The following is a 24,981-nucleotide window of genomic DNA, read 5'->3' on the forward strand; positions in this document are numbered from 1 at the left end:
CCCGGGAAACTGACCGAGCGCTTACTGCAAGCGCTGTGATGAAGCGGGCATCAGGCCGGGCGGTAAAAGTGCCCCCTCATGGACGTGTAATCGTCCTGCGCATAGAAGTCATCGGGCTCATACTGCCCGCCCATCGCGAGCGCATCGCCAAATAGCTGGCGCGCGCGCGAGGTGTCTTGGGCGAGGCCAGGCGCGCCCGTGGCGTACAGCGATGCCAGGTTGTGCGCCGCGCAGGCGTTGCCCAGGGCCTTGGCCTTTTCCAGCAACGGCGCGGCCGCGGTTCCGCTGTGCGCAACGCCTTCACCCAGCACGTGCAGCGCGCCAAGCAGGCCGAGTGCGGCGGGAACCTGTGCGTCCACCAGTGGCGCAAGCGCGGCGATGGCGCGTTCACTGCACCCGTTGGCGATCAACCGGATGATGGACGTCAGGACGGCATGACAGGGATCGTCACGGCGCACCTCAAGGACGGCACCGAGCCTGTATTGAAGAAACCCCTGGACCTGCAGTCTCGTCCAGGCGATCTGGCCCGTGACGTCATGAAATCGGTGCGCGTACGACTCCCTGCCGCTGCGAAAACCGATGCTCCCGATCGGGAAGCCATGAAACAGAATTGGGCTGTCCCAGCAAGCCTCGTGCAACAAGCCCGTGTCGCGCTGCGTGGTGTCGATCGGCGCAATGCGCGTGCTGCCGCATTCAACGCAGAAGGGCGGTGCTTGGCGCTCGGCGAGGTGCTGGTACAGCCACGCGAAATCGGCATCGTCGAGATCGAGCAAATCATCGTCGATGCCTTCGTGCCTCGCGCGCCCGAGCATGCGCCGCAGGCCGGCGGCGAGCGCAAATTCGCGCGCGGCGGGAATGCGTTCGACCCAGGAAGCGCCCTCGCATTGATGGCACCAGACCGGCAGTAGGAGCATCTGGCTGAAATGCGTGGCGGAGCGTCCCTCCGCTTGCGGCAAATCGGTGTACGCGCGTGCTATCGAAGGAAACGGAAACTCCTGCGCGCAGCCGCTGCATTTGAGCGGATGGTAGAGAATGTTCATGACGTGGCCGGCGCCTCGAACAGCGCCTGGTCGTGCCAGGGCATGCTGCGCCACGGGTGGCTGCGGCTGGCGAGCCACTGCGCCAGGGTCGCTTCGTCGAAGGCCGCGCCGAGGCTGTCGGCACGCGCGCCCGCGATCCATTGCCGGCGCCCGCGCGCCAGCGCCGCGCCGAACTCCTCCCAGCTGCCGAAACAGTCGCTGGCACGCTGCGCGTTCTGGTAAAGCACATCCCATTCCAGGGCCGGATCGAGCCAGCCGAGCAGGCTGGCCATGCGCACCGCGAAGGCCACCCGCGCCGAGGCGAACGCCAGCGCCGCGCGCGGATCGTCGTCCGGCCGCAGCCGGTCCAGGTCGATGCGGAACCAGTGGCGCCGCAGCAGTGCCGGCAGCGCGGCCTTGATGGCGTCGTCCTGCATATTGGCGCGCAGGCCGATGATATGCAGCAGGCTGGCGCGCAGTGCCTGCGCCTGCTCTGTCGTCGGCGCCGGGGCTTTCGGATTGGCGTAGGCGCCGATGGCGCGCGCACTGGCGATCGGGTGTGCCAGGGCCAGCGCCCGGTTCTGGCGGGCCTCGAACTTGTAGCGCACCCGCACCGTGCGGCCCTTCCGGGACAGGATGCTGTCGCGGATCAGCACATACACGCGCCGCATCGCCCACAGGAACAGCAGCAGGATGATCCAGTTCATGCCGCGCTCCTCACCGCGTGCGCCACCAGCGGGTGCAGCGCCATGCCCTGCAACTGTTCTGGCGCGCGCGCGGCGGCGATCCACTGGGCCAGCACCGAGGGTGCCGGCAGTCGCTGGAACAGGACAGGGAAGTGGTGCGCGACGAACAGCTGGTCGGCTTCGTCGCGCGCGTCCTCCACCATCGCCCAGCCCGAGGGCAGGCGCACCATGCCCATGCTCAGCGCGTCCGGCGGCGTATGTACGTCGCTGTCGACGCTGCGCAAGAACGCCAGCAGCTCGCCGTGGTAGCGCTGCACCGGCGGGCGATTGTGCTTGCCCTTGATCTGTTCGAGCTGCAGCCGGCCGTCGGCCATGACGTGGGCGCTGATGGTGATGTGTGCCTGGCCGTTGCGCCCGCGGTAACTGAACAGGCGCATCTTGCCCGCCTCGCAGGCCGCCGCATAGTGTTCGCCGTAACCGCCGCGCAACTGGCGCCGGTCGCTGAACTGGCCCAGGCAGTGACGCATCACCTGGCTTTCGAACGCCATCTCCGCGCGCAGCAGCGGGTTCGATCCCAGCAGCTCGACCACCTGGCCGGCCTCGCCCTCCCAGCGCGTCGCCACCGCGTCCGGCTGATGTTCGCGCCAGCCGGCCGCGCTCTTCGCCTCGAACGCGGCATGTTCCGTACTCCACAGCGCCAGCGCCTGGCGGCAGTTGATGCGCTGTAGCTTGCCTTCGAGCGCGGTGCCCTGGCGCGCGCCCAAAAATTCGACCAGTTTCGCTTCCGTCGCGAGCAGCTCCGGGCCCTCAGGCGCCACCCACCACATGGATTCGCCCTCATCCTTGCCCAAGCGCGCCGTGACCCACTGCGGCACGGCGGCAGTGCCGAACAGCGCGCGCGCCTGCTCGTTCGATCCGATGCGCACCAGCGCCGGCTCGGGCGCATCGAGGCTGCCGACGGCGTAGCGGAAAAAGTGATTGGCCAGCCACTCGGCCACCTCGGGCGCATCGCCGCGCTGCGCGCTGCGGCGGGCGATGGCCAGTTTCAGCGCCGGGGCGTTGACCACGTCGCGCGCGCCGTAAGCGCTGGCGCGGCCCGTCGCCGCGGACATTACCAGACCTTCCACCAGGGCTGGGCCGCGCGCTGCAGGCGCTTGCATTCGGCCGCGCCCTCGACGATCGCCTTGCGCTGCGATTCGTGCCACGCATCGTCCGGCTTGACGTGACCCAGCGCTTCCGCGTACATCGCCTGCGCGCGCTCGAACTGGCCGGCCGTGCGCAGGGCGTGCGCCGCCATGCGGGTGGTGTAAGGCCTGGCGGCCGCGCGTACCAGGGGCAGCACCGGCTCCAGGCGCAGCATGGCGTCGTCCGGCTGGGTATGCGCCAGGTAGTACAGCACCGACGCCAGCGCCTGTACGTACGAATGCTCATAGTCGGCGCGCTCGTCCTGCTCCACGCTGGCCCACCATTCGTCGAGCCGCTGCAGCCAGATGGCGATGTCGGTGTCGCGCCCAAGGCGGTGCAGGGCGGCGGCGACATCGTCGATGTAATCGGTCGGATTGTGCCGGCTGTAGCCATGGTCGGCCGAGTAGTGCCACAGCTGTTCGCCGCTGTCGACCATGGCCGCATCGTTGCCGCTATCGCGGTGGCAGCTCATCACGCCCTGGTAGTGTTCCGAGAACGGACTGGCGGCGATGCCCTTCTGATGCACCGCCAGCGCGGCGGCCGGGTCGGACTTCTCGCAACGGTAGTGAATGGCCAGGTTATTGCACAGCATCGAGTAGGTATGCGCGTCGCCGTCGCGCGCGTGGCCTTCGCCGCTCATGACGAACGCTTCGTAGCGCGCCAGCCCCGTTTCGTAGTAGCGCGCGGCGAGCGCCTCCAGCGCCTCTTGCGGCACCGGCTCGCCTTCCGGCAACTGCGCGGCGAGGTTGTAGCCGAGTTCGACGCCGAGGATGTAGCACGAGGCGGCGCTCGCCGCCGGCATGAACGGCACGGCCAGCGCGGCCTGGCCGCCGTGCACGCGGATGCGCGCCACCCACAGCTTGAACAGCACAGTCGAATTGGCCAGCGCCGGGTCGCGCGCCGCCGTTTCGAGCAGGGGCAGGGCCTGATGGTAGTCGCCCGCCGATTTGATCAGGAACAGGCCTTCGACCGCATCGATGGCCGGATCCGCGTGCGCGTGGGCGCGCGCCAGCGCCAGATGGCGGCGTACATGGGCGGCCTCGCTCTCGTCCCCGCGCACCTCCACGGTGCCGTCGGCCATGCCGGCGTACGCCAGTGCCAGTTGCCAGTAAAGCTGGCCGGCCAGGCCCTCGTTCACGGCGCGCGTTGCGCTGCGCGCGCCATGTTCGGCCGAGACCTGGCGTTCGTGGAAGACCGATTCAAAGGCCAGCCGGGCGGCGTCTTCGTGTTTTCCCGCCTCCAGCAGCCAGTCGAGCATGACGGCGCTATAGCGGTCGTCGGCGTCGCCGGTGATGATGGTGCGTCCCAGGACCAGCCGCGCCAGCGCCTGATCGAGCGCGCCCTGGTGGCGCAGGGTCAGCGCTTCGAGCCGCGCGACGCGCACATCGATGTCGCGCCGGGCGAAGAACACGGTGCTGGCGGGAGTGAGCGCACGCACCCGGCCCACCACGCCGGCAATCGCCTCGGGGACAATGGTAAACAGCGCATGTCCGATGCGCAGCCAGTCGTTCAGGTCGACATCCTGATTCGCCCCCGCCTTGGCGAGGGTGTCGATGGCGCGCGCGCCGGCTTGCGTGGCCGCGTCATCCTGCCCTTCCAGCGCGAAGCTTTGCGCCTCGCGTGCGGCCATCAGCGCATCGTCCCAGGCGCGATAGGCGGCGCGCTCCGGGTCGGCGTGCTGCAATGCGTTGCGCGCGGCGAGGCAGCGGCGCGACAGGGCATGCGCGCCGGCCTGCGTGGCCTGTTCCTCCAGATACTCCCAGGCTTTGTCGTACTGCAGGGCGTCCGGCAGCGATGTCAGTAGCGTGAACGCAGTGTCGAGCGCGGCGTGCAGGGCGCTCATGTCGCGCTGCGCGACCAGCGGTTCGAGGCGCCAGAACGCCAAGGTCAATTCCCAGTCGGGACGTTCGGCCGTGGGCAGGGCGGCCAGCGCCTCCCGGCCGTCGCTGTCGATCACGCGCGATGCCGCAACCGGGTCGCCGGCGCGCAGCCACAGCCGGAACAGGCGGCGCACGCTCGACAGGGTGTCGGCGTGCAAGCGCTGGCCTTCCAGCGATGCCTTCAGGCCCGCCTGGATCAATTCGGGGGCGAGTTCGGCGTCGTCCTGCTGTTCGAGGGCGGCTTCGGTCTGGTCGAGATAGGCGTCGAGCTGGCTGGCGCTGAGGGGTTCGTGGATGGTTTGCATGGGGGCGATGGAGGTTGGCGTGCTGTATTAGTGTGCCGGAAGTATCGTCTTCCCAACACTTTTGGTCAACAATAAACCTTGTTTTGATGTAAATGGTCGGTTCCAGTTTGTCCACCATCCACGCCGGTCCGCAGCGCCACGTTCGCGGCAAAAATGGTAGGCTGGCCGCTTCGCCGATCCTCTTGCGAGGTGCATGATGCTGGTCCCGAAAATCGCCCTGGTCCTGATGGTTTCCCTGGCCGTCGGCGCCGTCCCGGCGCGCGCGGAAGGCGCGCCCGCGCCGGTGCGGGTCAAATCGGCAGCGCCCACAAAGCCGCCCGACAAGCCGCCGAACAAGCCGTCTGTCAAACGCCGCGCCGTGCGGCAGATCGTCGATGGCATGCCGGCTTACGGGCCGCGCCTGAACGCGCCGCCGCCGGTGCCGCTGAGCGCCTTGGCGGCGCCATCGTCCGCGCCGTCGCCCGTCGCGCCGCCGCCCGCGGTGATCAACCGCTGCGACGCCGGCGGCTGCACCGACGTCAACGGCACGCGCTACAACGGGGCGGCCGGCAACACCGTGATCGGCCCGCAGGGCCGCTCCTGCACTGCCAATGGCGGTACGATTCAGTGTTTTTAATGCGCCACGACTGGTGTTTTCCGCGAAAAGTTCGCTACAATCCGGTTAGTTGACGTTTACGTAAACGTCAAAAAGAACTTATAAGAGAAGAGGACACCATGCAAATTCAAGACAATGTATTCATCATCACGGGCGGCGCATCGGGCTTGGGCGCGGCGACGGCGCGCATGATCGTCGAAGCGGGCGGCAAGGTTGTGCTGGCCGACGTGCAGGTCGAGGCGGGCGAGGCGCTGGCCGCTGAACTGAAGGGCAAGTTCGTGAAATGCGACGTGACCCTTGAAGCCGATGGCCAGGCCGTGGTCGCCGCCGCTGTCGCACTGGGCACCCTGCGCGGGCTGGTCAACTGCGCCGGCGTGGCGCCGGCGGTGAAAACCGTGGGCAAGGACGGCCCGCATCCGCTGGAAGTCTTCCAGCGCACCGTGAACATCAACCTGGTCGGCACCTTCAACATGGCGCGCCTGGCGGCTGACGCCATGGGCAAGACCGAGGCGATGGATTCCGGCGAGCGCGGCATCATCATCAATACCGCCTCGGTGGCGGCCTTCGACGGCCAGATCGGCCAGGCGGCCTACGGCTCGTCCAAGGCGGCGGTGGCCGGCATGACCCTGCCGATGGCGCGCGACCTGGCCCGCAGCGGCGTGCGCGTGATGACCATCGCTCCCGGCATTTTCGAAACGCCCATGCTGATGGGCATGCCGGAAGAAGTGCGGGGCGCGCTGGGCAACATGGTACCGTTCCCGCAGCGCCTCGGCCGTCCTGCCGAATATGCCCACCTGGCCCGTGCGATCATCGAAAACGTCATGCTCAACGGCGAAACCATCCGTCTTGACGGCGCGATCCGCATGCAGCCGAAGTAATTCAATTACTGTACGATAGCGGGATCGGACGCGCGGCTGTGGTCGCGCGTTTTTTATTGGAGATTCCATGCTCAGGTTGAAGTACCTTCCTTTCGCGCTGTTCGTTTTCAGCGCCCCCGTGTTTGCCCAGGATGGCGCCGTGCGTCCGGCCGACGCGCCCGAAATCCACACCGCCTATGCCGACAAGGCCGGCTGGGCCTCCAGGAAATTCATGGTCGCCGCCGCCAACCCGCTGGCGGTCGATGCCGGTTACCAGATCCTGCGCCGCGGCGGCAGCGCCATCGACGCCGCCATCGCCACCCAGTTGATGCTCACCCTGGTGGAGCCGCAATCGTCCGGCATCGGCGGCGGCGCCTTCCTGATGCACTACGACGGCAAGAACGTGCAAGCGTTCGACGGCCGCGAAACCGCGCCGGCGGCAGCCGACGAACACCTGTTCCAGAACAAGGATGGCACGCCGGTCTCGCGCGTGGCCGGCGTGGTGGGCGGGCGTTCGGTGGGCGCGCCGGGTGTGCTGCGCATGCTCGAACTGGCGCACCGCCAGCACGGCAAGCTGCCGTGGAAGGCGCTGTTCGCGCCGGCCATCGCCATGGCCGACAAGGGTTTTCCGGTCAGCCAGCGCTTGAACGGCATGCTGATGTTCGACCAGCACCTGCGCAAGGACCCGGTGGCCGCCGCCTATTTCTACGACAAGGACGGCAAGCCGTGGCCGATCGGCCACCTGCTGCGCAATCCGGCGCTGGCCGCGACCCTGCGCGAGATCGCCGCCGGCGGCGCCGATGCCTTCTACAAGGGCCACATCGCCAGGGACATCGCGGCCAAGGTGGCGGGCCACCCGAGCAACCCGGGCCTGCTGACGGCGGCGGACATCGCCGGCTACCAGCCCAAGGTGCGCGTGCCGGTGTGCAGCGACTACCGCGCATACACCGTGTGCGGCATGCCGCCGCCATCGTCGGGCGGCATCGCCGTGGCGCAGATGCTGGGCATCCTGGAAACGAAGGACATGCGTGCCTACGCCCCGGTCGATGGCGTGATCGGGCCTGAGGCCGTGCACCTGTTTACCGAAGCCGGGCGCCTGGCCTACGCCGACCGCAACCGCTACGCGGCCGATACCGACTTCGTGCCGCTGCCGGGGCGCGGCATTCCGAGCCTGATCGATAAAACCTATCTGCGCCAGCGCGCCGCCCTGATCGGCGACAAATCGATGGGTACCGCGGCGGCCGGCACGCCGCCCGGCATGGAAGTGGCGTGGGGTCTCGACAACGCCATCGAAACGCCGTCCACCTCGCACTTCGTGGTGGTCGACGGCAAGGGCGCCGGCCTGTCGATGACGACCACGGTGGAAGACGCGTTTGGCTCGCGCCAGATGGTCGATGGCTTCATCCTGAACAACCAGCTCACCGATTTCTCCTTCGATTCGGTCGACTCTAGCGGTCCCGTGGCCAACCGGGTCCAGGCCGGCAAGCGCCCGCGCAGCGCCATGTCGCCGACGGTGGTGTTCGACCGCCAGAGCGGCAAACTGGTGCTGGCGGTCGGCTCGCCCGGCGGCCCGGCCATCATCAACTACGTGGCCAAGACCCTGGTCGGTACGCTCGACTGGGGCTTGAATGTGCAGCAGGCCATCAGCCTGCCCAACTTCGGCAGCCGCAATGGGCCGACCGAGCTGGAACAGGGACGTTTCAGTCCCGCCGTGCAGGAACAGCTCAAGGCGCGCGGCCACACCTTGCGCAGCTACGAGATGACCTCCGGCCTGCATGGCGTGCAGCGCATCCTGATCCACGGCGAACCATGGTGGTTCGGCGGGGCCGATCCGCGCCGCGAAGGCGTGGCCAAAGGCGACTAGGCTGGTATTGTAAAAAGTGTACAAGACCTAAGTTTCTCCCGCAAGGCGGGCAGACCCTGATACGCTTGGCGAATGGAAACGGAACAAAAAACGGGCTTGATCCTCACCGGCGGTGGCGCGCGCGCCGCCTACCAGGTGGGGGTGCTGCAGGCGATCTCGCAAATCTTGTGGGAGGCCGGCTGGCGGCCCGCGCGCAATCCCTTCGACATCATCTGCGGCACCTCGGCCGGGGCGATCAACGCCGTGGCCCTGGCCTGCCGCGCCGACAATTTCGGCGAGGGCGTGCAAAAGCTGCTCGACGTGTGGGAAAACTTCACCGTCGAACAGGTCTACCGCGCCGATTCGCTGGGCGTGCTGCGTTCGGGCGCGCGCTGGCTCTCCTTGCTGTCGTTCGGCTGGCTGCTGCGCAAATGGCGCGCCGCGCCGCCGGCTTCGCTGCTGGATAACACCCCGCTGGTCGGCCTGCTGCACCGCATGCTCGATTTGCCGCGCCTGGACGCGGCCATGTCGGACGGCCTGCTGCATGCGCTGGCGGTGACCGCCTCGTCCTACACGGCCGGCAACCACATCACCTTTTACCAGACCGCCGCCGATATCGCGCCCTGGGTGCGCATGCAGCGCATCGCCTTGCAGGACCAGATCGGGGTCGAGCATCTGCTGGCGTCGTCGGCGATTCCCTTCATCTTCCCGGCCGTGCCCCTGTACCTGGGCAGCCACCGCGAATTTTGCGGCGACGGCTCGATGCGCCAGCTCGCGCCCATTTCGCCGGCGATCCACCTGGGCGCCTCCAAGGTGCTGGTGGTGGGCGCCGGACGCCTGTCCGAGCCGAACCGCGACACACCAGGCCAGGCGCGTTATCCGAGCCTGGCGCAGATCGCCGGCCACGCCATGTCCTCGATCTTTCTCGACAGCCTGGCGGTCGACATCGAGCGCCTGAACCGCATCAACCTGACCTTGTCCTTGCTGCCCGAGGAATACCGCAACAAGATGCCGCTCAAACCGGTGGAGCTGCTGGTGATCGCGCCGTCCGAACGGCTCGACGTGATCGCCAGCCGCCACACGGCCAGCCTGCCGGCGCCGATCCGCACCATGCTCTCGGGGATAGGCGCGACCGAGGCGCGCGGTTCGGCACTGGCCTCGTACCTGCTGTTCGAATCGAGCTACACCTGTGAACTGATCCAGCTCGGCCAGCGCGACACGCATGCGCGCCGCGCCGACGTACTGACTTTTTTCGGCTCCTGAGCCGCGCGCGCCGTAACCGCCATGGAGAATGCATGAAAGCACTGATTGTTGACGACGACGTGGTCTCGCGCATCGCGCTCATCGACCTGCTGTCCGTGTACGGCATTTTCGACCTGATCGAAGCCGAGGATGGCGCCGCCGCCTGGACCCTGATGGAACAAGGCCTGCATCCGGTGATCTGCTTTTGCGACGTGCGCATGCCGCGCATGTCCGGCATCGCCCTGCTCGAACGCATGAAGAGCGATCCGCACCTGGCGGACGTGCCGGTCGTGCTGGTGTCGTCGGCGTCCGACCGCGACACGGTGCTGCAGGCGGTAACCCTGGGCGCGGTCGGCTACATCCTGAAACCGCTGCACGCGGCCGAAGCGCGCGCCCACCTCGAAAAAATCTTCCGCATCACGCTCGACAAGCTGGCCGAGGACCCGGCCACCACCATGAAGCGCCTGAACATCGGGCCGGACCGGCTGGGCGCTTACCTGAGCGCCTTTGCCGAGCAGCTGCTGACCGGACGCGCCGACATCGTGGCGCTGCTCGAAGCCGGGGAGGGCGCCGACGCCCGCCTGCGCATCGATTCGGTGCACACCGGCTGCATGACGCTCGGCCTGTGGCACGTCGCCTCCCAGCTCGATACGGCGCGCCGCGGCCTGCCCGACCCTCGCAACGTGGCCGTGGTGCTGGCCGAGGTGAGCGAATCGGTGCGGCGCCAGCTAAGCCGCCTGCACGCCGGCGCGGCCGACGGCGAAGGAGCGCTTGCCTGAACCCGATCCGATTTATCGCGCTGTTCCTTCTGTTGTGCTGCCTGCCCTGCGCGGGCAGCCAGGCCGCGCCCGCGCGCACCTTGCGCTTCGAGCACCTGAGCGTGGAGCAGGGCCTGGCCCAGGAATCGGTGCTGGCGGTGGCCCAGGATGCCGAGGGCTTCATGTGGTTCGGCAGCCAGGCCGGCCTGTCGCGCTTCGACGGCTACCGCGTCACCACCTACCGCAACGTGGTCGGCGACCCGCGCAGCCTGGTCAACAACTGGGTGCGCGTGCTGCACGTGGACCAGGGCGGACGCTTGTGGGTCGGCACCGACGGCGGCCTTGACCGCTTCGATCCGGCCACCCGGACCTTCACCCATTACGCGCCGGAGGAACCGGTCAAGCGCGGCAACGGCAACCTGCACGTGCGCGCCATCGCCGGCGATAACCGCCAGGGACTGTGGCTGGGCACCAGCGACGGCTTGCAGCACTTCGACATGGTCAGCGGAAAATTCAAGGTCTGGCACCACGTGCCGGGCGACCCAGGCAGCCTGGCCGACGACCAGGTCAATGCGCTGGCGGTCGACGCCGGCGGGCGCGTGTGGGTCGGCACCTCGTCCGGCGTGGACAGCCTGGCCATCGGCGCGCGCGCCTTCGAGCACTATCCGGCGCCTGGGGTCGACCACAAGAACAATATGGTGCAGGCGCTGCTGGTCGATACCGACCAGACCCTGTGGATCGGCAGCCTGGGTGGCCTGGAGAGCTGGAAGATCGGCAGCGGGCCGGCGCAGCGCCGCCAGCTGGGCGCGCCGGATGGCCTGCGCTCGGGCTACATCACCACCCTGTACCAGGACCAGGACCGCAACGTGTGGGTCGGCAGCCATACCGACGGCCTGTATCGCTGGCAGCCGGCCACGCGCCGCTTCGCCAACTACCGCCATCTGCCCGGCGACAAGCACAGCGTGGCCGACAACCAGATTTCGGCCATGTACCGCGACCGTGTCGGCACCTTCTGGGTCGGTACCTGGTACGCCGGCGTGAGCCGGGTCGATCTGAACAGCGGCGGCTTCGCGCGCATCGCACGCCATGCTGAGATTCCCGATACCCTGTCCGACAACAAGGTGCGCGCGATCGCCGCCGCGCCCGGGGGCGACTTGTGGATCGGCGCCAACAGCGGCCTGAATCGGCTCGATCCGGAAACCGGCCAGGCGCGCCTGTACCGGCACGATCCGGACAATCCCAACAGCCTGGCCGGGATTCCGGCCAGCGCGCTGGCGCACGACCGCGACGGCATGCTGTGGATCGGCAGCCATTCCGGCGTGGCGCGCTTCGACCCGGCCAGCGGCAGCTTCACGCGCCAGTCCTTCGCCGAGGGCGACCCGGACGCCAACCAGATCCGCGGCATGCTGTCCGACCGCGCCGGCGTGATGTGGATCGCCTCGCGCGGCGGCCTGCACCGGCTCGACCCGGCCACGCGCGCCGTCGTCACCTACCGCCACGATGCCGCCGACAGTTCCAGCCTGGCCGACAACGTGGTGCGCCCGCTGCTCGAAGACCGCCGCGGCCAGCTGTGGATCGGCACCTTCGACGGCCTCGACATGCTCGATCGCGCCAGCGGCAAGTTCCGCCACTTCCGCCACGATCCGGCCAACCCGGCCAGCCTCAGTCACGACGAGGTGCACTTTCTGCACGAAGACAAGCATGGCACTTTGTGGGTCGGCACCGCGGCCGGCTTGAACAAGATGAGCATCGGCGCCGGCGGCGCGGTGAGCTTTCGGCGCTACACCGTGGCCGACGGCGTGGCCGACGACGCCATTGCCGCCATCCTGGAAGACGAGGAGGGCAAGCTCTGGCTCAGCACGAACACCGGCATTTCACGCTTCGATCCCCTGACCGGCACCTTTCGCAATTACAGCGCCGGCGACGGCACCATCGAAGGCGCCTATTTCGACGGCTCGGCCCTGCGCACGCCGGACGGCACCATGTACTTCGGCGGCTTCAATGGCGTGACCGCCTTCAATCCCAAGGCCATCAGCGACAACCGGATTCCTCCGCGCGCGGTCATCACCGGCTTCCAGATCTTCAACCGGCCGGCCGCGCTGGCGCGTCCGGGCCTGTTCAAGGGGCCGATCGAATCGACCCGCGCGGTGACCCTGGGCGCGGCCGATTCGGTATTTTCGCTCGAATTCTCGGCCCTGCATTACGCGGCGCCCCAGCGCAACCTGTTCTCGTACCGGCTCGACGGCTTCGACCAGAACTGGGTCAGCACCGACGCCAGCCGCCGCTTCGCCACCTACACCAATCTCGATCCCGGCACCTACACCTTCCGCGTGCGCGCCGCCAACAAGGATGGCGTGTGGAGCGAGGAGGGCGCCGCGCTGGCCATCACGATCCTGCCGCCGGTGTGGAAAACCTGGTGGTTCCGCACCCTGTCGGTGCTGCTGGTGCTGGGCAGCGCCTGGTGGGCCTACCGCGCGCGCCTGTCCGGGCTGCGGCGCCAGAAGGAGATGCTGGAAACCCAGGTGGCCGCGCGCACCGAGGAAATCGAGCAGCAGAACCGCCTGCTGGAGCGCCAGAAGGGCGAACTCGAAGCGCAGCGGCGCGACGCCGACAGCCAGCGCGCCGAGGCCGAGCAGCGCCGCTTCGACGCCGAACGCCAGAAGGAGGAAGTCGAGCGCCAGAAGGAGAACGTGGAACAGGCGCACCGGAACATCTCGGTGCTCTCCGAGATCGGGCGCGAGCTGACTGCCACGCTCGACATGGAAACCATCATGGGCACCGTGTACCGCCACGTGCACCACCTGATGGATGCGCGCATCTTCGGCATCGGCTTTTATCGCGAAGACAAGGGCGTGATCGAGTTCCCGTTCGCGATGGACCAGGGCGTGCGCAGCCAGTTCTATACGCGCTCGCTGGACGATCCGCACCAGTTCGCGGTGTGGTGCCTGAAGCACCGGCGCGAAGTGTTCATCAACGATCTGGACGCCGAATATCACCGCTACCTGGACGCGGAACAGAGCGCGGTGCCGGTCCCGCCGCTGCGCGTGGACGGCCGCCCGCGCTCGCTGCCGGTGGCGATGATGTACGTGCCGTTGACCGTCAAGGACCGCATGATGGGCGTGCTGTGCGTGCAGAGCGTCGAGGTCAACGCCTACCACCGCGTGCACCTCGACATGCTCAAGACCCTGGCCGCGCACGCCGCGGTGGCGCTCGACAATGCGCGCGCCTACCGCGAGCTGGAAGAAACCCAGGCGCGCCTGGTGGAACAGGAGCGCCAGGTGCGCCTGAACACCGACGAACTGGCGCTGGCCAACCGCGCGCTCCAGGAAAACGACGAGCGCTTGCGCCTGGCCAAGCGCAAGGCGGAAGACGCCACGCGCCAGAAGTCCGAGTTCCTGGCGAATATGAGCCACGAGATGCGCACCCCGCTGGCTGGTGTGATCGGCATGCTCGGGTTTGCGCTGCGCGACGCCCAGCTGCAGGAAAACACGCGCGAACAGATCCTGCGCGGGCAGGCTAACGCGCAGTCGCTGCTGACCATCATCAACGACCTGCTCGATTTTTCCAAGATCGAGGCGGGTAAGCTGACCATCGAGAATATCGATTTCGGGCTCACCGGCGCGGTCGAAAACGTGGTCAGCCTGTTCGAGGAGCAGGCCGCCGCGCAAAGCGTGCTCTTCAATGTGGCGCTGGCCGACGACTTGCCGCGCTTCGTGGTGGGCGACCCGACCCGCCTGCGCCAGGTGCTGGTCAACCTGGTCGGCAATGCCTTCAAGTTTACCAACAACGGCGCGGTGCGGCTGTCGGTCGAACGGGTGGCGCCCGCGCCGGACAGCGCGCCGGGCATCAATACCATCCGCTTCGCGGTGAGTGACACCGGCATCGGCATCGCCCCGGACGCGGTCGAACGCCTGTTCCAGAAGTTCGAGCAGGCCGACAGCACCACCACGCGCCGCTACGGCGGCACCGGGCTGGGACTGGCGATCTGCCGCCAGCTGGTCGATCTGATGGGCGGCTCGATCAAGGTCGACAGCATCGAGGGCGTGGGCAGCACCTTCACGGTGGTGCTGCCGCTGGCCGACGGCGTGGCCCCGCCGCTGGTGCCGCACGTGCCGCGCGAGCCGCACAGCCACCGCCTGAAGGTGCTGTGCGCGGAAGACTTCCCGACCAACCAGATCATCATCCGCATGATGCTGGAAGACCTGGGACACACGGTCGACATCGCCGACAATGGCTTGCTGGCGGTGGCGGCGTGCGCGCGCACGCGCTATGACCTGATCCTGATGGATGGACGCATGCCCGAGATGGACGGCGCCACCGCCACGCGCCTGATCCGCGCCGGCGGCCCGCCCGAAGCGCCGGTGCGCGACCAGGAGCTGATGATCGTGGCGCTGACCGCCAACGCCAGCGAGGAAGACCGCAGCCGCTACCTGGCCTGCGGCATGGACGACTTCCTGACCAAGCCGATCGACGAAGCGGCCCTGCATCATCACCTGAGCCGCGCCATCGAGCGCCAGCTCCAGCGCGGCATCAGCCTGGCGCCGATGCGGCAGCCGCGCGCCGAACGGGCGCCCACCACGGCCGAACTGGACGCCATGTTCGGCGTCGATACCGGTCCCGCGCCGCTGGCGGGACCTGCGGCCCATCACGCCGGGCGCCGCGCCAGCGACCTGAAAGCGCGCATGCGGGCCGCCTTCGCCAGCGACTTGCCGAGCCGCCGCGCCGACCTGGAAGAAGCCCTCGTCACCCACGATGCCGAAACGGCGGGGCGCCTGCTGCACGGCTTCAAGGGCAGTTCCTCGTACCTGGAGGCGGCCGAACTGCATCAGTTGTCGGGTGAAATGGAAGAAGCGGCCGACGCGCGCCGCTGGGACCTGATCGCCGCGGCCATGCCGCGCCTGCGCGAACTGCTGTCGGCCTACGACGGCGCGTAGCCGCTGCCGCGCCGACCCGTTATGCATATGCTGTAATATTGGCGTATAAGCTAGAGGTATGATCCGCGGGTGTGTCTGGACAGGCGTGTTTTATGGCGTTGCTGCAAACGGGAGGTGGCCAAATGAAGGTTCTGGTGGTGGATGACGACATCGTATCGCGCATGGTGCTGATGCACCTGATCGACGCCTGCGGCAAATTCGAGATCCTCGAAGCCGAAGACGGGGCCGACGCCTGGGACCAGCTCGAACAGGGCTTGCGCCCGGCAATCTGTTTTTGCGACCTGCGCATGCCGCGCCTGTCCGGCATGGACCTGCTGCAGCGCGTGCGCGCCGACGGCGCCCTGGGCGCGATGCCTTTCGTGCTGGTGTCCTCGGCCACCGACCGCGACACGGTCGACCAGGCCAGCGGCCTTGGCGCCTCGGGCTATATCGTCAAACCGTTCCAGGGCGAGCAGGTGCGCGAGCACATGGCCGGCCTGACCGGAAGCGCCCCGATCGCGGTGGCGCTGCGCGCCGAAAAAGTACAGGCCACCCTGCTGCGCCTCGGCATCGGCGGCGAGCGCCTGATGGTTTACCTGGGCGGCCTGCAGTCGCAGGTGGCGGCGGCCGGCACCGATATCGCCGATCTGCTCGAACGCGGCGACGACGCGGCGGCCCACATGCGCATCGACCGCCTGCACACCGGCTGCGTCACCCTGGGCCTGAACGGCGCGGCCGACGCGCTCAAGGCGCTGCCGTCCGGCGCGCTCGATGGCGCCCAGGTCAAGCTGGCGCTGGCCGAGGTGGTGCGCTCGGCGGTGCACCAGAGCGAAGCGCTCAAACGCATGGGAAGCCCTTCCTGACGGCGATTCGCGAAAGCGCTTGATGTTGTGATAGTTTAAGTCTAAAGTATCCGTCGGGTGAACGGGGACCTCGAAAATTGCGCCGCGTAGCGGGTTTTTCGAGGTTCTCGACGACTGACACTTTTTTCGGGGCGACCATGACACGCTTGACCGCATCGCTACTGAGCGCCTCGGCCTACCAGGACGGCTTTGCGCGCGAACACCTGCCGCCGCCGGGCCAGTGGCCCGAATTCTTGTTCGACCTGCCGGAGCTCCACTATCCACAGCGCCTGAACTGCGCCGCCGAACTGCTCGATGCGGCCGTGGAGCGCGGGGCGGGGGAGCGCATCGCCATTATCGGCGAGCACGAAAACTGGACCTACGCGCAGTTGCAGCAGCGGGTCGACCGCATCGCCCACGTGCTGCGCGCCGACCTGGGACTGGTCACCGGCAACCGCGTGCTGCTGCGCGGCGCCAACAACCCGATGATGGCGGCCTGCCTGCTGGCCGTGCTCAAGGCCGGCCTGATCGCCGTGCCCAGCATGCCGCTGCTGCGCGCGCGCGAACTGACCGCCATCGTCGACAAGGCCAGCGTGGACGCGGTGCTGTGCGCGGCCAGCCTGCGCGGAGAGATCGATGCCATCGCCGCCTTGCCGCGCCACGTGCTGGCGTTCAACGATCCCGATAATCCGGCCTCGCTGGAAGCCATGATGGCGCGCCATCCGGTGCCGTTCGCCGCGCACGCCAGTGCCGCCGATGACGTGTGCCTGATCAGTTTTACCTCGGGCACCACCGGCATCCCCAAGGGGACCATGCATTTTCACCGCGACGTGCTGGCCATCTGCGACTGTTTTCCGCGCCATACCCTGGCCGCGCGCGCGGATGACATCTTCATCGGCACGCCGCCGCTGGCCTTCACGTTCGGGCTGGGCGGACTGCTGCTGTTCCCGATGCGCTTTAGCGCGGCCGCCGTGCTGCTCGAAAAGCTCACGCCCGACACCCTGCTCGCCGCCATCGAAAAATACCGCGCCACGGTGTGCTTCACCGCGCCGACCTTTTACCGCCAGATGGCGCCGCTGGCGGCGAACCATGACCTGTCGAGCCTGACGCGCAGCGTGTCTGCCGGCGAAGCGCTGCCGCTGGCCACGCGCGAAGCCTGGCAGGCGGCCACCGGGCTGCGCATGATCGACGGCATCGGCGCCACCGAACTGCTGCACATCTTCATTTCGGCCGCCGGCGACGCGATCCGCCCTGGCGCGACCGGCAAACCGGTGCCGGGCTACCATGCCTGCATTCTCGACGCGAACGGCCTGCCGGTGGGGCCGGGCGTGATCGGCCGGCTGGCGGTGAAGGGGCCGACCGGCTGCCGCTACCTGGCCGACGAGCGCCAGAACGATTACGTGCATGACGGCTGGAACCTCACCGGCGACGCCTACGAAATGGACGCCGACGGCTATTTCTACTACCGCTCGCGCACCGACGACATGATCATCTCGGCCGGCTACAACATCGCCGGCGCCGAAGTCGAAGAGGTGCTGCTGCGCCATGACGCGGTGGCCGAATGCGGCGTGATCGGGCGCCCTTGCGAGGAACGCGGCCAGGTGGTGGAGGCGCACGTCGTGCTTCAACCCGGCTTCGAGCCGACCGAGGCGCTGGCCGTCCAGTTGCAGGACTTCGTCAAGCTGCAGATCGCTCCTTACAAATATCCCCGCTCGCTCAGGTTCATCGACAAACTGCCGCGCACCGAAACCGGCAAGCTGCAGCGCTTCAAGCTGCGCGCAAACTAAACCGAAGACGAACCTCATGAATATTGTGTGCATCGGCGGCGGCCCCGCCGGACTGTATTTCAGCCTGCTGATGAAAAAGCAGGACCCGTCCCACCAGATCACCGTCGTCGAACGCAATCGTCCTTACGATACCTTCGGCTGGGGCGTGGTGTTTTCCGACCAGACCTTGGGCAACCTGGTGAACGCCGACGAGCCGAGCGCGCGCGAGATCCTGCAATCGTTCAATCACTGGGACGATATCGACATCTTCTTCAAGGGCGAGAAAGTCACCTCGGGCGGGCATGGCTTTTGTGGCATCGGGCGCAAGCGCCTGCTCAACATCCTGCAGCAGCGCTGCGAGGAACTCGGTGTGCAACTGGTGTTTGAAAACGAGGTCGAGGACGATCAGGCGCTGGCCGGCATGTACGGGGCCGACCTGGTGATCGCCTCGGACGGCTTGAACAGCCGTACCCGCAAGCGCTATGCAGACACCTATCGGCCCGAGATCGAGGCGCGCCGCTGCCGCTTCGTGTGGCTTGGCACGCGCAAGAAATTCGATGCGTTCACGTTCGCCTTCAAGGAGACGGAGCACGGCTGGTTCCAGGCGCATATCTACCAGTACGATGGCGACACCTCGACCTTCATTGTCGAAACGCCGGAACAGGTGTGGCGCCGCGCGGGACTGGACCGGATGACGCAGGAAGAGAGCATCGCGTACTGCGAGCGCCTGTTCGCCGACCAGCTGGGCGGGCATGCGCTGATGTCCAATGCGCCGCATTTGCGCGGTTCGGCGATGTGGATTACTTTTCCGCGCGTGGTGTGCGCACAGTGGGTGCATTGGAATGGCGCGGTACCGGTGGTGCTGATGGGTGACGCCGCCCATTCGGCGCATTATTCGATCGGTTCGGGCACCAAGCTGGCGCTGGAAGACGCGATCGAGCTGGCGCGCTGTTTCGGCGCGCACGCGGATGCGGCGCAGGCGCTGGCGGCCTACCAGGAAGTGCGCGCGGTCGAGGTGCTCAAGCTGCAAAGCGCGGCGCGCAATTCGATGGAATGGTTCGAGAACGTGGAGCGCTATACCGCCATGGAGGCGCCGCAGTTCGCGTACTCGATGCTCACGCGCAGCCAGCGCCTGTCGCACGAAAACCTGCGCCTGCGCGACCCGGATTACGTGGCCGGCTTCGAAGCCTGGATCGCGCGGCGCGCCTGCGAGCAGGCCGGATTGGCAGCGCCGGCCGGCGCGCGCGTGCCTCCCATGCTCACGCCCTTCAAGCTGCGCGGGGTGACCTTGAAAAACCGCATCGTGGTCTCGCCCATGGCGCAGTATTCGGCGCTTGACGGCGTGGCCGGCGACTATCATCTGGTGCACCTTGGCGCACGCGCGCTCGGTGGCGCGGCTCTGGTGTTCGCGGAGATGACGTGCGTGTCGGCCGATGCGCGCATCACCCCAAGCTGCCCCGGCATGTATGCGCCCGAGCACACGGCGGCGTGGAAGCGCATCGTCGACTTCGTGCATGCCAGTTCGGACGCCAGGATCGCGCTGCAACTGGGCCACGCCGGACCGAAAGGATCGACCCGCGCGATGTGGGACGGGATCGACCAGCCGCTCGCAAGCGGCAACTGGCCGCTGGTGGCCGCGTCGAGCGAACAGTATCTGGAGGGCGTATCGCAGACCGCGCGCGCCGCCACGGTCGATGACATGGATCGCATCGAAGCCGATTTCGTGCGCGCCACGCGCGCGGCGTTTGACGCGGGCTTCGACTGGATCGAACTGCACTGTGCGCACGGCTATCTGCTGTCGTCGTTCATTTCGCCGCTGACCAACCGGCGCGAGGATGAATTCGGCGGCAGCCTGGAAAACCGCTGCCGCTATCCGCTGCGGGTGTTTCGCGCGATGCGCGCCGTCTGGCCGGCCGACAGGCCGATCAGCGTGCGCATTTCCGCGCACGACTGGGTCGACGGCGGCATCACGCCCGACGACGCGGTGCACATCGCGCGCCTGTTCAAGGATGCAGGCGCCGACATGATCGACTGCTCGTCAGGGCAGGTCAGCAAGCGCGAAAAGCCGGTGTACGGACGCATGTTCCAGACCCCGTTCGCCGACCGCGTGCGCAACGAGGCGAAGATTCCGACGATCGCGGTCGGCTCGATTTTCGAGGCCGACCACGCCAACAGCATCATCGCGGCCGGCCGCGCCGATTTGTGCGCGGTGGGACGGCCGCACCTGGCCAATCCGGCGTGGACCCTTACCGAGGCGGCGCGCATCGGCTTTTCCGCGATCGACTGGCCGAAGCAGTACCGGCCGGCCAAGCTGCAGTTGGAGCGCAACCTGGAACGCGAACGCCAGCTGGCCGCCGCCGGCGCCGGTTTGACTCCGCAGCAGGTCGCGGCCGGATTGCTGGAGGGCTGATGGACGACCTCACGCCGCCAAACGATGGCGCGGCGCTGGACCTGGCCAGCCGCCTGACGCAGGATCATCACCAATCGCTCAAGCTGTGGCTGCGCATGCTCTCGTGCACGGTGCGCATCGAGAACGAGATACGCAGCCGCCTGCGCACGACGTTCGACATCACCTTGCCGCGTTTCGACCTGATGGCGCAGCTGGAGCGCCATCCGGACGGCCTGCGCATGGGTGAGCTGTCCAGGCGCATGATGGTCACCGGCGGGAACATCACCGGTATCACCGACCAGCTGGAGCAGGAAGCGCTGGTGGTGCGCGTGCCCGACCCCAAGGACCGGCGCGCCTACAAGGTCAAGCTGACGAGCGAGGGCCATACGGCGTTCGCCAGAATGGCGGTGGTGCACGAGGAGTGGATCGCCGACCTGCTCAAGGATATGTCGCCCGACGACAAAGGGCAGCTTATCGCGCTGCTCTCGCAAATGAAACAGCATCTTCAATAAGGAATACCATGCGTTACCTACCAGGCCAGGCGCAGCAATTGCCCGGCAACCGCGGCGCGCTGGCGTCGTACCAGGCCAGCCACTTTCGTTTCGAGGTCGAGGACGCGGTCGCGACCCTGACCCTGAACCGGCCGGAGCGCAAAAATCCGCTCACCTTCGCGTCCTACGCCGAGCTGCGCGACCTGTTTCGCGCGCTGGCGTATGCGGACGATGTGAAAGTGGTCGTCATCACCGGCGCGGGCGAGAATTTCTGCTCGGGCGGCGATGTGCACGACATCATCGGTCCCCTGACGCAGCTCGACATGCCCGGGCTGCTGGCGTTTACGCGCATGACCGGGGATCTGGTCAAGGCGATGCGCGCCTGTCCGCAGCCGGTGATCAGTGCGGTCGATGGCATCTGCGCGGGCGCCGGTGCGGTCCTGGCGCTGTCGTCGGACATGCGGCTCGGGACTGCGCGCAGCAAGACGGCGTTTCTGTTCACGCGGGTCGGCCTGGCCGGCTGCGACATGGGCGCCTGCGCGCTGCTGCCGCGCGTGATCGGGCAGGGGCGCGCCGCCGAACTGCTGTACACGGGCCGCTCGATGTCGGGCGTTGAAGCCGAACGCTGGGGTTTTTTCAACAGCGTCAGCGAGCCGGAGACGCTGCTGGCCGACGCGCAGGCGCTGGCCGCATCGCTCGCTTCCGGGCCGACCTTCGCGCATGGCATGACCAAGAAGATGCTGCAGCAGGAGTGGAACATGGGCGTGGACGAAGCCATCGAGGCGGAAGCGCAGGCGCAGGCAATCTGCATGGCGACCAACGATTTTCACCGCGCTTATCACGCCTTCGTGGCCAAGCAGCGGCCTGTGTTCGAGGGGGATTGAGATGGCGGACAAAACTTATCTGGACTGGCCGTTTTTCGACGCCAGACACGCCGCGCTGGAACAGGCGCTGGACACGTGGGCGAGCGCCAACCTGGCGCCCACGCACGGACGCGATGTCGATGGCGCCTGCCGCGCGCTGGTGCGCCAGCTCGGCGCGGGCGGCTGGCTTGACCATGCCGTTGGCGCGATCGACACGCGCGCCATTTGCCTGATCCGCGAAACCCTGGCGCGCCACGACGGCTTGGCCGATTTTGCGTTCGCCATGCAGGGACTGGGGTCGGGCGCGATTTCCCTGTTCGGCAGCGCCGCCAACAAGGAGCGCTACCTGGCGCGGGTGGCGCGCGGCGAGGCGATTGCGGCGTTCGCGCTGTCCGAGCCCGAGGCCGGGTCGGACGTGGCGGCGATGCAGTGCGCGGCCGTGCGTGACGGCGACGAGTATGTGATCGATGGCGAGAAGACCTGGATTTCCAACGGCGGCATCGCCGACTTTTACGTGGTGTTCGCGCGCACCGGCGAGGCGCCTGGCGCGCGCGGCATCAGCGCGTTTATCGTCGATGCCGATACGCCCGGGTTGTCGGTGGCCGAACGGATCGAAGTGATCGCCCCGCATCCGCTGGCACGCCTGCGTTTCGATAGCTGCCGGGTGCCGGCCTCGCAGCGTCTGGGCGAGGCGGGGCAGGGCTTCAAGGTGGCGATGGCGACCTTGGACGTGTTCCGCACCTCGGTGGCGGCGGCGGCGCTGGGCTTTGCGCGGCGCGCTTTCGACGAGGCGATCGCGCATGCCAGCACGCGCAAGATGTTCGGCCAGACCCTGGCCGACTTCCAGCTCACGCAGGCCAAGCTGGCCGAGATGGCGACCGGGATCGATGCGGCGGCGCTGCTGACGTACCGGGCGGCGTGGCAGCGCGACCAGGGCCGCAAGGTGACGAAGGAGGCGGCGATGGCCAAGATGACGGCGACCGAAACGGCGCAGAAGGTCATCGACGCGGCGCTGCAGATGTTCGGCGGGATGGGCGTGGTCAGCGAGCATCCGGTGGAGCGGCTGTACCGCGAAATCCGCGCGCTGCGCATTTATGAAGGCGCCACCGAGGTGCAGCAATTGATAATCGCACGCGAACTGCTGCGCGAAGCCGCGCCAGCGGCGGATGGAAAGGCATAGCATGGAATTTCTACAACCGCCGGGATGGGTGCGGGCACGCGGCTATTCGAACGGCGTGGCGGCCAGCGGACGCACGGTGTGCGTGAGCGGCATGATCGGCTGGGACGGGCAGGGCATGTTTCACACGGATGACTTCGCCGGACAGGTGCGCCAGGCGCTGCAGAACGTGGTCGATGTGCTGGCCGAGGCCGGCGCGCGGCCCGAGCACATCGTACGGATGACCTGGTACGTGCTCGACAAGCACGAGTATCTGAGGGCGCACAAGGAAGTCGGCGCGGCCTACCGCGAGGTGATCGGCAGGCATTTTCCGGCCATGACGGCGGTGCAGGTGGCTGGCCTGATCGAAGACCGGGCGCGCGTGGAAATCGAAGTGACGGCGATCGTGCCGGAATAGCCTGGCTGGCTGGCTGGCTCGCGCGGCGGGCCGGGCCGGTTGCCTGTCCTTGACGCCAAACGTGCGCCGGTTGCGGGTGGTGCCGGGCCGCCGTAAGATGGCCGCATGGACCGCCGCCTGACTTCGTGCGACACGCATATCGATCATTATTGCGGACCTTGGCTACCAAGGCTGACCTGGAACAGTTGCGCTTTGAAATCAAGTTGATGAAGCTGAGGGCCGTGGCCGTGGCGATGATCGTCGGAATGATTTTGCTGCTTGTCGTTACTGATATTTACGTGGGTATTGCGATCGACAAACTGTCCGAGCGACTATCCGGTGCCGGCGTGACTGTTGTGTCGCCGCCAGGTCGGCAAGTGTCTTGTGTTTTGCCGGCCGCGCAGCGCTGAGCTGTTCAATTTTTCAGTTTGTTCCCCTCGTCCGTGCCTTGTCTGACGCCCGACAAGGTGTGCGTGGAACACTGGGTGACGGCAATCGTGCAGGCCTACACTTGATGGCGCGGCGCGTGCCGTGCCAGCCGGAGAATGTCGATGAGTATGAATGCCGTGCCCAGCGGGCCGCCGGAACCTGACCGTAAAGATGCGCCGCTTGAGGGCGGCGGGGGACCGCCGCATGATGGCGATACCGAGCGCCGCCTCGCCGTGCTCGAAACGCGTTTCGACACCATCCTGCCGACCTTGGCTACCAAGGCGGACCTGGCCGACTTGCGTGTCGAAATCAACGGGAAAATGGATAAGCTGCGTTTGGATCTGAGCGGAGAGATGAGCGGCTTGCGTCTGGACCTGTACGAAAAAATGAACAGCTTGCGTCTGGACCTGAACGAAAAAATGAGCGGCTTGCGTCTGGATCTGAACGAAAAAATGGACAAGGTGAGTTCGGACTTACACACCGCGTCGACGAACACCGTCAAGTGGTGTGTTGGTATTGCCGTGACCCTGTTCGTCTCCATACTCGGCAATGGCCTGTATGTGCGAACCCAGATCAATGATCTTGCCGCGCGCCAGACGCCAGCCCCTCCCGCGCCCCCGGCGCCGGACCGATCGGCTACCTCACCCGCGCCAACGTTACCTGATGCGCCGCCCAAGCCGGGGGCTGCAGCGGATCCCGGTTAAACCGCTCCGCTTGCGTTGCTACCCGCGCTACCGGCGTGAGCCGGGGAGTGCCGTCGCGTCGCCTGGTATTGCCACACCTCTGTCCACAGCGCCGTCCGCGATTTTTCATCATTCACGCCAATCGCGTCGAACTTTTATGCCATCGCGCACTCTGACCAATATCCGGGCACGATCACCCATCATTCTGCGGGGAAGCAATGGACCAGCAACAAGCCAGGCAGCAGGCGGCACGTTTCATCGACCAGTTGCGCCGTCTTGAAGATGGCGACCAAACGGCGGCCGATGCGCTGGCCGGGCTGTTCGCCGACGATGCGCATCTGCGCAATCCCGTCGCCCAGCATGCGGGCCGCGAGAACATCGCCGCCTTCTGGCGCACTTACCGCGCCAGCTTCGGCACGGTGCAGTCCACGTTCTCCCACATCACTTCCGCCGATGCCTGTGCGGGCCTGTTCTGGCGCTCGTCCGGCACCGGTCCGCACGGCCAGCCGGTCGCGTACGAGGGCGCCACCCTGCTGGAGTTCGACGAGGCCGGGCAAATTATCCGTTTCCTTGGCTATTTCGATAGCCGGCAAGTGCGGGTCGAGGTACCGGCGCACTAGCGGCAGGCACTAGCGGCAGACACGTGCGGCAGGACCGGCGCTGGCATGCGCGCGGAATCGAC

20 protein-coding genes are annotated in these 24,981 nt (G+C 67.3%); 16 read left to right on the plus strand and 4 right to left on the minus strand.

Features of this window, described 5'->3' with window-relative positions; all coding sequences use genetic code 11:
* Positions 1-50 precede the first annotated feature (50 nt).
* The 4 genes from IV454_RS16780 to IV454_RS16795 are packed head-to-tail and all read right to left on the minus strand — an operon-like array spanning position 51 to position 5,075.
* Positions 51-1,040 (minus strand): SEL1-like repeat protein, encoded by a 990-nt coding sequence (locus tag IV454_RS16780; RefSeq protein ID WP_206092471.1) that lies wholly within the window; start codon positions 1,038-1,040, stop codon positions 51-53.
* Entirely contained in the window at positions 1,037-1,726 is a 690-nt protein-coding gene (locus tag IV454_RS16785; RefSeq protein WP_206092472.1) for a DUF1266 domain-containing protein, read from the minus strand. The genes IV454_RS16780 and IV454_RS16785 overlap by 4 nt, the downstream gene beginning before the upstream one ends.
* Entirely contained in the window at positions 1,723-2,817 is a 1,095-nt protein-coding gene (locus tag IV454_RS16790) for a hypothetical protein (RefSeq protein ID WP_206092473.1), read from the minus strand. The genes IV454_RS16785 and IV454_RS16790 overlap by 4 nt, the downstream gene beginning before the upstream one ends.
* Complete coding sequence (locus tag IV454_RS16795; RefSeq protein ID WP_206092474.1) at positions 2,817-5,075, minus strand: hypothetical protein; 2,259 nt, start codon at positions 5,073-5,075, stop codon at positions 2,817-2,819. Before IV454_RS16795 ends, IV454_RS16790 begins: the two co-directional genes overlap by 1 nt.
* A 193-nt stretch (positions 5,076-5,268) precedes the next feature.
* Here IV454_RS16795 and IV454_RS16800 point away from each other — a divergent pair, with 193 nt between their 5' ends.
* The 16 genes from IV454_RS16800 to IV454_RS16875 all read left to right on the plus strand — a co-directional run bounded on the left by IV454_RS16800 (position 5,269) and on the right by IV454_RS16875 (position 24,919).
* Positions 5,269-5,691: a hypothetical protein gene (locus tag IV454_RS16800; protein WP_206092475.1), complete on the plus strand. Its 423-nt coding sequence runs from the start codon at positions 5,269-5,271 to the stop codon at positions 5,689-5,691.
* 98 nt (positions 5,692-5,789) lie between these two features.
* Positions 5,790-6,548 carry a 3-hydroxyacyl-CoA dehydrogenase gene (locus IV454_RS16805; RefSeq protein WP_054266979.1) on the plus strand — a complete coding sequence of 253 codons (759 nt, stop codon included), beginning with the start codon at positions 5,790-5,792 and terminating at the stop codon, positions 6,546-6,548.
* 67 nt (positions 6,549-6,615) lie between these two features.
* Entirely contained in the window at positions 6,616-8,391 is a 1,776-nt protein-coding gene (ggt, locus tag IV454_RS16810) for a gamma-glutamyltransferase (protein WP_206092476.1), read from the plus strand.
* A 72-nt stretch (positions 8,392-8,463) separates the two neighbouring features.
* The gene (locus IV454_RS16815) at positions 8,464-9,633 is read left to right on the plus strand and encodes a patatin-like phospholipase family protein (RefSeq protein ID WP_206092477.1); all 1,170 of its coding nucleotides are present in this window, start codon (positions 8,464-8,466) and stop codon (positions 9,631-9,633) included.
* Between the two features lie 32 nt (positions 9,634-9,665).
* Positions 9,666-10,391 (plus strand): response regulator, encoded by a 726-nt coding sequence (locus IV454_RS16820; RefSeq protein ID WP_206092478.1) that lies wholly within the window; start codon positions 9,666-9,668, stop codon positions 10,389-10,391.
* A gap of 32 nt (positions 10,392-10,423) precedes the next feature.
* Entirely contained in the window at positions 10,424-15,304 is a 4,881-nt protein-coding gene (locus IV454_RS16825; protein ID WP_229522283.1) for a two-component regulator propeller domain-containing protein, read from the plus strand.
* A gap of 122 nt (positions 15,305-15,426) precedes the next feature.
* Positions 15,427-16,146, plus strand: a complete 720-nt coding sequence (locus IV454_RS16830; RefSeq protein WP_206092479.1) for a response regulator — start codon at positions 15,427-15,429, stop codon at positions 16,144-16,146.
* Positions 16,147-16,283: 137 nt separating this feature from the next.
* Positions 16,284-17,912 (plus strand): AMP-binding protein, encoded by a 1,629-nt coding sequence (locus tag IV454_RS16835; RefSeq protein ID WP_229522284.1) that lies wholly within the window; start codon positions 16,284-16,286, stop codon positions 17,910-17,912.
* A 16-nt stretch (positions 17,913-17,928) separates the two neighbouring features.
* The gene (locus tag IV454_RS16840; RefSeq protein WP_206092480.1) at positions 17,929-20,301 is read left to right on the plus strand and encodes a bifunctional salicylyl-CoA 5-hydroxylase/oxidoreductase; all 2,373 of its coding nucleotides are present in this window, start codon (positions 17,929-17,931) and stop codon (positions 20,299-20,301) included.
* Positions 20,301-20,792, plus strand: a complete 492-nt coding sequence (locus IV454_RS16845; RefSeq protein ID WP_206092481.1) for a MarR family winged helix-turn-helix transcriptional regulator — start codon at positions 20,301-20,303, stop codon at positions 20,790-20,792. The genes IV454_RS16840 and IV454_RS16845 overlap by 1 nt, the downstream gene beginning before the upstream one ends.
* 8 nt (positions 20,793-20,800) lie before the next feature.
* Positions 20,801-21,655 carry an enoyl-CoA hydratase family protein gene (locus IV454_RS16850; RefSeq protein ID WP_206092482.1) on the plus strand — a complete coding sequence of 285 codons (855 nt, stop codon included), beginning with the start codon at positions 20,801-20,803 and terminating at the stop codon, positions 21,653-21,655.
* Between the two features lies 1 nt (position 21,656).
* Positions 21,657-22,814 (plus strand): acyl-CoA dehydrogenase family protein, encoded by a 1,158-nt coding sequence (locus IV454_RS16855; RefSeq protein ID WP_206087023.1) that lies wholly within the window; start codon positions 21,657-21,659, stop codon positions 22,812-22,814.
* A 1-nt stretch (position 22,815) separates the two neighbouring features.
* Positions 22,816-23,208, plus strand: coding sequence for a RidA family protein (locus IV454_RS16860; RefSeq protein WP_206087024.1), 393 nt, complete (start codon positions 22,816-22,818; stop codon positions 23,206-23,208).
* Positions 23,209-23,366: 158 nt separating this feature from the next.
* Positions 23,367-23,597, plus strand: a complete 231-nt coding sequence (locus IV454_RS16865) for a hypothetical protein (RefSeq protein WP_206087025.1) — start codon at positions 23,367-23,369, stop codon at positions 23,595-23,597.
* Positions 23,598-23,738: 141 nt separating this feature from the next.
* A complete protein-coding gene (locus tag IV454_RS16870; RefSeq protein ID WP_206087026.1) occupies positions 23,739-24,320 on the plus strand; it encodes a hypothetical protein in 582 nt (193 codons plus the stop codon).
* 197 nt (positions 24,321-24,517) lie between these two features.
* Positions 24,518-24,919, plus strand: a complete 402-nt coding sequence (locus IV454_RS16875) for a nuclear transport factor 2 family protein (RefSeq protein WP_206087027.1) — start codon at positions 24,518-24,520, stop codon at positions 24,917-24,919.
* The last annotated feature ends 62 nt before the right edge of the window (positions 24,920-24,981 follow it).

The sequence above is a fragment of the Massilia antarctica genome, assembly GCF_015689335.1.
GTDB classification, from domain to species: Bacteria; Pseudomonadota; Gammaproteobacteria; order Burkholderiales; family Burkholderiaceae_D; genus Telluria_A; species Telluria_A antarctica.

Bases quoted from the DNA above. Each gene is read 5' to 3' on its own strand.
- IV454_RS16780 (WP_206092471.1), bottom strand. From the start codon at position 1,040: ATGAACATTCTCTACCATCCGCTCAAATGCAGCGGCTGCGCGCAGGAG.
- IV454_RS16785 (WP_206092472.1), bottom strand. From the start codon at position 1,726: ATGAACTGGATCATCCTGCTGCTGTTCCTGTGGGCGATGCGGCGCGTG.
- IV454_RS16790 (WP_206092473.1), bottom strand. From the start codon at position 2,817: ATGTCCGCGGCGACGGGCCGCGCCAGCGCTTACGGCGCGCGCGACGTG.
- IV454_RS16795 (WP_206092474.1), bottom strand. From the start codon at position 5,075: ATGCAAACCATCCACGAACCCCTCAGCGCCAGCCAGCTCGACGCCTAT.
- IV454_RS16800 (WP_206092475.1), top strand. From the start codon at position 5,269: ATGATGCTGGTCCCGAAAATCGCCCTGGTCCTGATGGTTTCCCTGGCC.
- IV454_RS16805 (WP_054266979.1), top strand. From the start codon at position 5,790: ATGCAAATTCAAGACAATGTATTCATCATCACGGGCGGCGCATCGGGC.
- ggt (WP_206092476.1), top strand. From the start codon at position 6,616: ATGCTCAGGTTGAAGTACCTTCCTTTCGCGCTGTTCGTTTTCAGCGCC.
- IV454_RS16815 (WP_206092477.1), top strand. From the start codon at position 8,464: ATGGAAACGGAACAAAAAACGGGCTTGATCCTCACCGGCGGTGGCGCG.
- IV454_RS16820 (WP_206092478.1), top strand. From the start codon at position 9,666: ATGAAAGCACTGATTGTTGACGACGACGTGGTCTCGCGCATCGCGCTC.
- IV454_RS16830 (WP_206092479.1), top strand. From the start codon at position 15,427: ATGAAGGTTCTGGTGGTGGATGACGACATCGTATCGCGCATGGTGCTG.
- IV454_RS16835 (WP_229522284.1), top strand. From the start codon at position 16,284: ATGACACGCTTGACCGCATCGCTACTGAGCGCCTCGGCCTACCAGGAC.
- IV454_RS16840 (WP_206092480.1), top strand. From the start codon at position 17,929: ATGAATATTGTGTGCATCGGCGGCGGCCCCGCCGGACTGTATTTCAGC.
- IV454_RS16845 (WP_206092481.1), top strand. From the start codon at position 20,301: ATGGACGACCTCACGCCGCCAAACGATGGCGCGGCGCTGGACCTGGCC.
- IV454_RS16850 (WP_206092482.1), top strand. From the start codon at position 20,801: ATGCGTTACCTACCAGGCCAGGCGCAGCAATTGCCCGGCAACCGCGGC.
- IV454_RS16855 (WP_206087023.1), top strand. From the start codon at position 21,657: ATGGCGGACAAAACTTATCTGGACTGGCCGTTTTTCGACGCCAGACAC.
- IV454_RS16860 (WP_206087024.1), top strand. From the start codon at position 22,816: ATGGAATTTCTACAACCGCCGGGATGGGTGCGGGCACGCGGCTATTCG.
- IV454_RS16870 (WP_206087026.1), top strand. From the start codon at position 23,739: ATGAGTATGAATGCCGTGCCCAGCGGGCCGCCGGAACCTGACCGTAAA.
- IV454_RS16875 (WP_206087027.1), top strand. From the start codon at position 24,518: ATGGACCAGCAACAAGCCAGGCAGCAGGCGGCACGTTTCATCGACCAG.